This is a genomic window from Pseudomonas serbica, assembly GCF_028823535.1.
Classification (GTDB): Bacteria; Pseudomonadota; Gammaproteobacteria; order Pseudomonadales; family Pseudomonadaceae; genus Aquipseudomonas; species Aquipseudomonas serbica.
This window is the reverse complement of sequence record NZ_JAQIYM010000032.1, coordinates 1-8,874: the sequence shown is the minus strand read 5'-3', so window position 1 is coordinate 8,874 and position 8,874 is coordinate 1. Positions and strand designations below refer to the sequence as shown.

Below are 8,874 nucleotides of genomic sequence, written 5' to 3'. Positions count from 1 at the left end.
CCCCCCCCCCCCCCCCCCGCTCCCACACTTGATCCGCGTCAGGTCAGGAAAGGGTGGTCGCCGCCCCTTCCTGCAAGGCAAACACCTGATTCCGCCCATTGCGCTTGGCCTGGTACAACCCGTCATCGGCACGGGTCAGCAGACTCTCCAGGTTGTCGCCGGGCTGGGCGTGGGCGACGCCGAAAGACGCGGTCACGGTGTCCAGCACGGTGTCGGTGCTGCGCGCCTTGATCCGCAAGGACTGCACTTTCAGCCGCAGATGCTCGGCGAAGGCACAGGCGCTGCCCAGGTCGGCGCAATCGGGCAGGACCACACAAAACTCTTCACCGCCGTAGCGCGCCGCGAACGCATTGGTCGGCAATGCGCCGCGCAGCACTTGGGCTACATGCTGCAGGACCCGGTCGCCCAGTGGGTGACCGTACTGATCATTGAATTGCTTGAAGTGGTCGATATCCAGCATCAACAGGGCCACACCACGGGAAGCCAGGCCCAGCGCCTTTTCCAACAGGCGGGTGAACGCCGTGCGGTTGAACAATTCGGTCAGGCCATCGAGGGTCGCGGCCAGTTGCGCGCGCTGCAGCTTGTCGCGCAGGGTCTTGATTTCGTCCTGCGCCGAATGCAGCTGCGCGAGGAAGTGCTCCTGCTGGCTCTGCATCAGCCGGGTGCTCTGCTGCAGTTCGCTGAGGATGCCCGGCAGGCGGTCACTGGCCGGCTCGTCGAGCATTTCCAGGCACTGCCCCAGGCGATTCTGAAAGTTGAGGCTACCCTCCACACTCAGTGAGACGTCGCGCTCCATGCCATCGACCAGGCTGATGACCTGATGCTGTTCGGCGCGGGCATCTTCCAGTTCGTCACGGATGATGTACTGGCGAAACAGGCGGGTCGCCGACTCTGGCGGGCAACCGTCGAAGTCCCGGACTACCCGGTCCAGGTGACGATTGAGCTCCGGGTCCTGGCCCTTGCTGTAGGTGTACCAGAGGGCGTAGTGCACGGGGTTGGGCGGGATGTTATGGCGAACCATCAGCGGCACGGCCTGCTTGAGCAGGGCCGCCGCTTCGCGGGAGTCTTCCGGATACAGCGCTAGGACATTCGCACGTGTTACTGATGAGCTCATAACGTCACTGTGGTTGTTTATCATGGGCATTTCGGCTGTGCGCTGAGCATACCGATACGCCTGACAAACGGCTATCCCCACAATGACCTCACAACCACTCCATTTCTCGCGGCTTTACCCGATCCACTGCAGGAGCCCGGCTTGCCGGCGAAGGCGTCCGGAAGATCGCCATCGCCGGCAAGCCGGGCTCCTACAGGGGTGTGTTGCCTAGGCGTGGTGCATCAACAACACTTCGGCCCAGCCTTGCTACCGTAACGAGCCTCCTGGCGTTCCCGGAAGAATGCCTCGTAGTCCATCAGCGGTTTGTCCGGATGCTGGGTCTGCATATGTTCGACATAGTTGTCGTAGTCCGGCATCCCCACCATCAGGCGCGCGGCCTGACCGAGGTATTTACCGAGGCGACTCAAGTCATTGAACATGCTCAGGCCTTCGGCAGCGCATGGAACGGCGCTTCCTTGTCCGTACGTTCTTTTGTACCCCAGGCGGCGATGCCGACCTTGAGCGCAAAGAACAGGATGCTGAACACCACGAACAGGAACAGCGCGGTCAGCGTGGCGTTGGTGTAAGCGTTGAAGATCACGTGCTGCATCTGTTCAATGCTCTTGGCCGGTGCCAGCACCTGACCGTTGGCCAAGGCATCGCTGTATTTTTTTGCCAGGGCCAGGAAGCCGATCGCCGGGTTGGCGTCGAACAGCTTGATGAAGCCCGCTGTCGTGGTGCAGATCAGCAGCCACACCGCCGGCAGCAAGGTCACCCAGACATAACGCTGGCGTTTCATCTTGATCAGCACCACGGAGCCGAGCATCAACGCGATACCGGCCAGCATCTGGTTGGAGATACCGAACAGCGGCCACAAGGTATTGATGCCACCCAGCGGATCGATCACGCCCTGGTACAGCAGGTAACCCCACATGGCCACGCAACCGGCGGTGGCGATCAGGTTGGCGGTCCAGGATTCGGTGCGCTTGAGCGATGGTACGAACGAGCCGAGCAAGTCCTGCAGCATGAAACGCCCGGCACGGGTGCCGGCGTCCACCGCGGTCAGGATGAACAGCGCTTCGAACAGGATCGCGAAGTGGTACCAGAACGCCATGGTGTTTTCACCTGGCAGTAGCTGATGCAGGATCTGCGCGATGCCGACGGCCAGGGTCGGTGCACCGCCGGCACGGGCCAGGATAGTGGTTTCACCGATGTCGTGGGCCACCGCCTGCAGCGCTTCCGGGGTGATTGCAAAACCCCAGCTGCTGACGGTTTGCGCCACGGCAACCGCGTCGGCACCGACCACGGCGGCCGGGCTGTTCATGGCGAAGTACACGCCCGGGTCGATCACCGAGGCCGCAACCATGGCCATGATGGCCACGAAGGATTCCATCAGCATGCCGCCGTAACCGATGTAACGGGCGTGACCTTCACTGGCGAGCAGCTTCGGCGTGGTGCCGGAAGCGATCAGCGCATGGAAGCCCGACACGGCGCCACAGGCGATGGTGATGAACAGGAACGGGAACAGACCGCCCTTCCATACCGGGCCAGTGCCATCGATGAACTGGGTCAGCGCCGGCATTTTCAGCTCGGGCATGGTCACTAGGATGCCGATGGCCAGGGCGACGATGGTGCCGATTTTCAGGAAAGTAGAGAGGTAGTCACGGGGTGCCAGGATCAGCCACACCGGCAACACCGCGGCGACAAAACCATAACCGATCAGCATCCAGGTGATCTGGATACCGGTAAAGGTAAAGGCCTTGGCCCACACCGGATCCGCAGCGATCTGCCCGCCGAGCCAGATGGAACCCAGCAGCAACAGCACGCCGATCACCGAGATTTCACCGATGCGGCCCGGGCGGATGTAGCGCATGTAGATGCCCATGAACATCGCGATCGGGATGGTCGCCATTACCGTGAACATGCCCCACGGGCTATCGGCCAAGGCCTTGACCACGATCAACGCCAGCACCGCAAGGATGATGATCATGATCAGGAAGCAGCCGAACAGCGCGATGGTGCCGGGAATACGGCCCATTTCCTCACGGACCATGTCGCCCAGCGAACGGCCGTTGCGGCGGGTGGACATGAACAGGACCATGAAGTCCTGTACGGCACCGGCCAGCACCACGCCGGCAATCAGCCACAGCGTGCCGGGCAGGTAGCCCATCTGCGCCGCCAGTACCGGGCCGACCAGGGGCCCTGCGCCGGCGATGGCCGCGAAGTGGTGACCGAAGAGCACGTGTTTGTTGGTCGGCACGTAGTCCAGGCCATCGTTGTTGAGTACAGCGGGGGTGGCACGATTGGGGTCCAGCTGCATCACTTTATTGGCGATGAACAGGCTGTAGTAACGATAGGCAACGAGGTAGATGGCGACGGCTGCAACGACGATCCACAGGGCGTTGATCGCTTCGCCGCGGCGCAGGGCCACGACACTCAGCGCAATCGCTCCCAGGACAGCCACGGCAAACCAGGCGAGGTGTTTAGCCAGACGGGGCATAGAGGGTCTCCTGCCGACAGCTCGTGACTGCGGCGGTAATTTTTATAATTGTGTCCGCTGAGCGGAGCTGGCCCAATATCCGCGCATGGCGTCCACAAATAAATCCGCGTTACTACGTACGCGCCACCTACGTAGTTCTACGTAGATGACCCCCTCCCCCTGTAGGAGCGAGCTTGCTCGCGAAAAAGGTACAGCCGACGCCACTCAGCGCCTGAAATACCATCGCGAGCAAGCTCGCTCCTACAATGCCTCTCTTTGGCATATGATCCCCACCCCTCGCGCGGGCAGGTATGAACATGCAGCTCAAACACAAGATCGTCGCCCTCGGTATTTTGCCGCTGGTGCTGGCCATTGCCGTCATTTGCGCCCTGGTGATTTCCCTCAACCGCCAATTGGGTGATCAACAGGCGCAGCTGATCGAAGACAGCATCCTGATGAGCAAGCGCGCGGAACTGAAAAACTACGTCGAAATGGCCAAAAGCCTGATCGAGCCGCTGTACGACAACGGCCAGGGCGATCAGCGCGCCCAGCAGCAGGTGCTGGAAGAACTGCGCAAGCTCAGCTTCGGCATCAATGGCTATTTCTTCGTCTACGACCACGAAGGCCGCAGCCTGATGCACGCGCGCCAGTCGGAACTGGTGGGCCAATACCTGTGGGACATGAAGGACCCGCACGGCCTGCCGGTGATCCAGGCGCTGCTCAAGAGTGCGCAATCGGGCGAAGGTTTCCAGCGCTACGCCTGGAATAAACCCTCCTCCGGCCAGGTCACCGACAAGCTCGCCTACGTGGTGATGCTCGATCGCTGGGGCTGGATGCTCGGCACCGGCATCTACCTCGAAGACGTCGAGCGCGCCACCCAGCAGGCCCGTGCCGAAGTGGCCCAGGGCATCCGCAAGACCATGATGGCGATTGCCGTGGTGGCGCTGGTGGCGGTGCTGTTCGTGTTCGCCACCGGCATGACCCTCAATGTCAGCGAACATCGCCTGGCCGACAAGAAACTGCAGCGCCTGACCCAGCGCATCGTCAGCCTGCAGGAAGAAGAGCGCTCGCGGGTGTCACGTGAACTGCATGACGGCATCAGCCAGGTGTTGGTCTCGATCAAGTTCCAGTTCGAACTGGCCAGCCACTTGCTGGAAAGCGGCCAAGCCCAGGACAAGGGCTTGAACACGTTGAAAGACGCCACCGAACGCCTGGGCGATGCCATCGGCGAAGTGCGCAGCCTCTCCCACGACCTGCGCTCATCCTTGCTCGACACCCTCGGCCTGCCGGCGGCCATCGGCCAATTGGCCGCGGAGTTCCAGCAGCGCAGCGGCTTGACCGTGACCTATGACGAAAATGAATTCGACTGCCAACTGGTCGACGGCGCCGCTGTTGCGCTGTTCCGCATCGTCCAGGAAGGCCTGACCAACATCGAACGTCACGCCCAGGCGAAAAACGTGTCCATCAGCCTGCGCGGTTGTGAACAGTCCGTGCGGCTGACGCTGGTCGATGACGGCATGGGGTTCAATGTTGCCCAGGTCGAACGTCGCCAGTCCGGCATTGGCTTGCGTAACATCCGCGAACGCGTCGAACATTTTGGCGGGCGTTTCGATTTGATCTCGATGCCCGGCAGAAGCGAGCTGGACGTACGGCTGCCGATGAAACCTGGCGCAAAACTACAAGAGTGAACCTTGCATGAACCTGCCCTCCCCGATCCGCGTCGCCCTGGTCGACGATCACTCCCTGGTCCGCGACGGCATCAAGGCGCTGCTGGCCGTGATGTCGCCCCTGGAAATGGTCGGCGAAGCGGAAAACGGCGCCGAGGCCATCGAGATGGTCGGGCGCTGCCAACCCGACCTGCTGCTGGTCGACATCAGCCTGCCGGACATGAACGGCTTGGAACTGACCCGCGTGCTGCGCAGCCAGTACCCGTCGCTCAAGGTGCTGGTGCTGAGCATGTACGACAATTACGAATACGTCAGTGAATCGGTGCGCTCCGGCGCCAGCGGCTACGTGCTGAAGAACGCGCCGTCCCGGGAAATCATCGCCGCCATCGAAGCCATCAGCAGCGGCGGCACCTTCTACAGCGCGGAAATCGCCCAGCGGCTGATCGCCGACAGGAACACCGACAACGAACTCACACCGCGGGAAAGCCAGGTGCTGGCGAAAATGGCCCAGGGCCTGAACAACAAGGAAATGGCCCGGGAACTGGACATCAGCGTGCGCACCGTGGAAACCCATCGCCTGAGCATCCGGCGCAAGCTCAACATCGACAAACCGGCGGCGCTGGTCAAGTACGCCCTCGATCACGGACTGATTTCCCGCTAACGCCACGAACCCTGTGGGAGCGGGCTTGCTCGCGAAAGCGGTGTGTCAATCAACGATGATGGTGACTGGCACACCGCTTTCGCGAGCAAGCCCGCTCCCACAAGGATCTCCTCCATTGACTGCGTCAATAGTCACCATTAACTCAATGAAGTTCTCTTAAAAAATCCGCGGCGTAACATCAGCTCCATACCAACCAACAACACCCGGAGCACACGATCATGAAACGCCAAACCCTCCTCAGCATCGCTTTCTCGGTTTTTGCAGTTAACGCTTTTGCCGCTACCTCTGTTCAACCTGTTGTGGCTGAAGGTGGCTCGGATCGTCTGATTGAAAGCCGTGTGGCTGAGGGTGGTTCTGACCGCCTGATCGAAAATCGCGTCGCTGCCGATGGTTCCGATCGTCTGCAAGGCAACACTGTCGCTGCCGATGGCTCCGACCGCCTTCAAGGCAACACGGTCGCCGCCGATGGCTCCGACCGCCTGCAGGGCAACACTGTCGCTGCCGATGGTTCCGACCGCCTGCAGGGCAACACCATCGCCTGACCCTATCGCTGCACCGCAGTACCCAACAAAAAGCCCGGCCTGATCAGCCGGGTTGATTTTATAGTGAGGGTAAGGTGCCTCAGGCCAGGCTTGACGTCGTCTTCTCGCTGCCGGTGCGCTCGCCGTCCAGCAATACATCCAGAGTGGTGAGGAACAGGTCATGGCTCATGATGCCGGTGCACACCGTTGATAGAATCTGTCGCCCGGTTGCATCGTTGATAGTGACCATCTCAGTCCACTTATTCAAATCAACGGTGGAGAGTGTCGACAGCGGAACTTTACTACCCTCAACTTCCAGAAACTCAGGTGTCACATTGATCGGCAGAGTAGTGATATTCAGGAAGTCCCCAGCAATTCGCTTGCGCCAGACCTGGCCGGTAGGCACATAGTTGAAAGTCACTGCGCCGCCAGTCTCAAGCTGCTTCATCACAACCGGCAGACGCTCGCGCACGTGCAGCTCACGCACCAGCTCCTGAAACTCAAAAAAACCTTTGAGCGACGCGATAGTTCGATGAAATGGCTCACTCTCATTACGTCGGTACGCCAGGTTGGTAATCAAGCCAGAGATTGCCGTTTGCCCCGAACTGAACAGATACAGGTCTTCTATTTCAGCAAACGCCGTGTATCGATGATCCACTCCGCTAATAGCAACGATACCGTGCTCGTAAACCTCATAATGGGTCCCGCGCAGCTTCTTCTGCCACGCATAAAGTCCGAATAGAACTGCCGAAATGACGATCAGCAAACCACTAGTGGAATAGATCAAAACCTGCGGACTGAAATCACGACTGGTGTTCGCTCCGGCACTGCCCGCTGGCAGGATGGTACCCAGGTACAACACAAATCCTGCCAGGCCCAACATGACGATGGCGAACAACAGCATGAAAACCAGAAAGCCCTTGCCATGGCGGTAGGTTTTGATCAGTTGACCTGTCACGGTTGGAGAGTGTGTCGTTGATTGCTGCATAAGATGGTTACTTCCTTGGTAGTTGATTTAAAAACACCGAAATCCAGACGGGAGCCTGCGATTTCACTGTCGATTCCATTGCGCGACTTCAGATACAGCTTGTACGGTTCAGCCCGTTGATCACAGAATCAAAGGACTGCCCGAAAGATTTGGCATCTCGCTGGATGGGATTATTCATTTTCCACATCATTTGTCGTTGCTCATCAGGCTTGTAGCCACCGTTTCTTGCCGTATTGATCGCTTCACGCCCTTTACCGACAAAACGGTTCAAATCACTGAGCAAGACACTGCATTTGAGCGCTGTTGTCTGGGATTTGCCCTTCTTGTCCCAGCCTTCGATCATTTGCAGGAAAAAGAGGAAAAAGGGGACAGATTTATTTAGGGAAAAACGAAAAACGGTCCAAAATAAATCTGTCCCCTTTTTCGCTTTTTCGCTAAAATAAATCTGTCCCCTTTTTCGTTCCCTCTTTTCCGCTGGTCCCCTTTTCCGCTGCCTTTTCCGCTGTCCCCTTTTCCGCTTTTCCGATCTAAAACAATGAAATCTCGCCAGAAAAATTTGTCAGTGCACGACTCACCTGGCGCTCTCACAGAACTTAATTACTTGTTTAGAATAAGCACTAGCCTTAGGAATTCTGGACTCTTTTAGGTATTTCTGTAGCAACTCCACTCCTTTACTAGCGAGTAGAAATTCGATTGCGTTAGCTAACAAAAAACCTGGCGCATAACCTTTGCTAACGACATTTGAATCTTTGTCCTCTTCACTCGGCTCTTCGCCAACCGGATACTCTTGCTCATCAGGCAAGCCATTTAAAGCCCTATGCTTTTTAACTGAGTAGGCCTTCAATTCGGTGGAGCGTTGAGAAATTAACGATTCAATTTCATTCCCGTTCAGCCCGGATCTAGTAATCGCAGCAGCGTCCAAGTTCGCGAACACATCCTCATAGCTCGCCCTAACACTAATACCTAAAACCTTCTTCAATTCTTCGACAGAATCTTTATAATTCTGGGAACTGATTATTTTTTTCGCGACATCTAAATTTTCATCTACCATATATCAACCCCTTTCACTACTCTAATCAGATCTGAACCTACATGCCTAAATGCATCTACTGCCTCATGCTCCCACGGAGTTAATGAGAGTAAATTCGAGGTCTCATGAACACCGGCGCCACCGACCCGCTGTGGAATATCATTATGATGAAGCTCCATTGCGACATCTTTTCTCGTAATTTCAAACGTTTTGCGATTCATGACTTCCACAGTCATTCTAGGAGCTTTACCTTCGGCCATATTAGCCAAATTGGCGGGTGAATATACTTGGCTCGGTGATTTAGCCTCCGCCTTCCAATAATTCTTTCTTGCCGAACTCCAGCACTCCCATCCCCATGGGTCAATCCATCCAGTCGGGCTAGGTACGTAGCGATAAAGATTGTTTCCCCCATCTAACCCAATCGGATCTTGCGTT

Annotated in this window: 10 protein-coding genes; 3 read left to right on the top strand and 7 right to left on the bottom strand. The window is 57.7% G+C overall.

What is annotated here, in order from left to right; genetic code table 11:
• Positions 1 to 43: 43 nt before the first annotated feature.
• The 3 genes from NQL71_RS29535 to NQL71_RS29525 form a co-directional block, all read right to left on the bottom strand.
• Complete coding sequence (locus tag NQL71_RS29535) at positions 44 to 1,114, bottom strand: GGDEF domain-containing protein (protein ID WP_274643774.1); 1,071 nt, start codon at positions 1,112 to 1,114, stop codon at positions 44 to 46.
• 221 nt (positions 1,115 to 1,335) lie between these two features.
• Positions 1,336 to 1,533 carry a YbdD/YjiX family protein gene (locus tag NQL71_RS29530; protein ID WP_046820263.1) on the bottom strand — a complete coding sequence of 66 codons (198 nt, stop codon included), beginning with the start codon at positions 1,531 to 1,533 and terminating at the stop codon, positions 1,336 to 1,338.
• 2 nt (positions 1,534 to 1,535) lie between these two features.
• Positions 1,536 to 3,593, bottom strand: a complete 2,058-nt coding sequence (locus NQL71_RS29525) for a carbon starvation CstA family protein (protein ID WP_274643773.1) — start codon at positions 3,591 to 3,593, stop codon at positions 1,536 to 1,538.
• A 296-nt stretch (positions 3,594 to 3,889) separates the two neighbouring features.
• On the opposite strand from NQL71_RS29525, the gene NQL71_RS29520 reads away from it, so the two are divergent.
• The 3 genes from NQL71_RS29520 (at position 3,890) to NQL71_RS29510 (ending at position 6,442) form a co-directional block, all read left to right on the top strand.
• A complete protein-coding gene (locus tag NQL71_RS29520; protein ID WP_274643772.1) occupies positions 3,890 to 5,260 on the top strand; it encodes a cache domain-containing protein in 1,371 nt (456 codons plus the stop codon).
• A 7-nt stretch (positions 5,261 to 5,267) separates the two neighbouring features.
• A complete protein-coding gene (locus tag NQL71_RS29515; RefSeq protein WP_248686466.1) occupies positions 5,268 to 5,900 on the top strand; it encodes a response regulator in 633 nt (210 codons plus the stop codon).
• 218 nt (positions 5,901 to 6,118) lie between these two features.
• Positions 6,119 to 6,442: a hypothetical protein gene (locus tag NQL71_RS29510; protein ID WP_046820285.1), complete on the top strand. Its 324-nt coding sequence runs from the start codon at positions 6,119 to 6,121 to the stop codon at positions 6,440 to 6,442.
• 79 nt (positions 6,443 to 6,521) lie between these two features.
• Here NQL71_RS29510 and NQL71_RS29505 read toward each other — a convergent pair whose 3' ends face one another.
• The 4 genes from NQL71_RS29505 to NQL71_RS29490 all read right to left on the bottom strand — a co-directional run.
• Positions 6,522 to 7,409, bottom strand: coding sequence for a hypothetical protein (locus NQL71_RS29505; protein WP_166619102.1), 888 nt, complete (start codon positions 7,407 to 7,409; stop codon positions 6,522 to 6,524).
• 88 nt (positions 7,410 to 7,497) lie between these two features.
• The gene (locus NQL71_RS29500; protein ID WP_248688020.1) at positions 7,498 to 7,752 is read right to left on the bottom strand and encodes a DUF3829 domain-containing protein; all 255 of its coding nucleotides are present in this window, start codon (positions 7,750 to 7,752) and stop codon (positions 7,498 to 7,500) included.
• Between the two features lie 228 nt (positions 7,753 to 7,980).
• A complete protein-coding gene (locus tag NQL71_RS29495; protein WP_274643771.1) occupies positions 7,981 to 8,460 on the bottom strand; it encodes a hypothetical protein in 480 nt (159 codons plus the stop codon).
• Positions 8,454 to 8,874: RHS repeat-associated core domain-containing protein (locus NQL71_RS29490; protein WP_462806834.1), on the bottom strand; the 421-nt coding region annotated here is incomplete at its 5' end. The genes NQL71_RS29490 and NQL71_RS29495, both read right to left, overlap by 7 nt.